This window comes from Pseudoduganella buxea, from assembly GCF_009720835.1.
Classification (GTDB): domain Bacteria; phylum Pseudomonadota; class Gammaproteobacteria; order Burkholderiales; family Burkholderiaceae_D; genus Rugamonas; species Rugamonas buxea.
The window spans coordinates 1-217 of the sequence record NZ_WNKZ01000353.1 but is presented as its reverse complement, the minus strand read 5'-3'; the positions used below and the strand labels follow the sequence as shown (position 1 = coordinate 217).

Here is a 217-nt window from a genome sequence, read left to right as displayed (position 1 = left end):
GTGCGGCCTTGCCGGTCGCGCGCCACCAGGATGCAGTCCAGTTCGCCGCTGATGCCGCGCTTTTTCGCGTGGCCGCCGCGCCGCCGGGGCGGACGCGTCATGTGACGCGCGCCCTTCTGCGATTCCAGTAAATACGTTTCGTCGGCCTCGACGATGCCGCTCAAGGGCTTGGGCCGGTCGTCCTTGGCCATGGCAAGAAAGCGGTGGCGCCAGCGAA

The 217-nt window shown here is 68.2% G+C and carries 1 pseudogene; it reads right to left on the bottom strand.

Annotation, left to right across the window (positions count from 1 at the left end):
* Nucleotides 1–217 (bottom strand): annotated as a pseudogene (locus GM672_RS28200) (IS1595 family transposase); the annotation flags it as partial.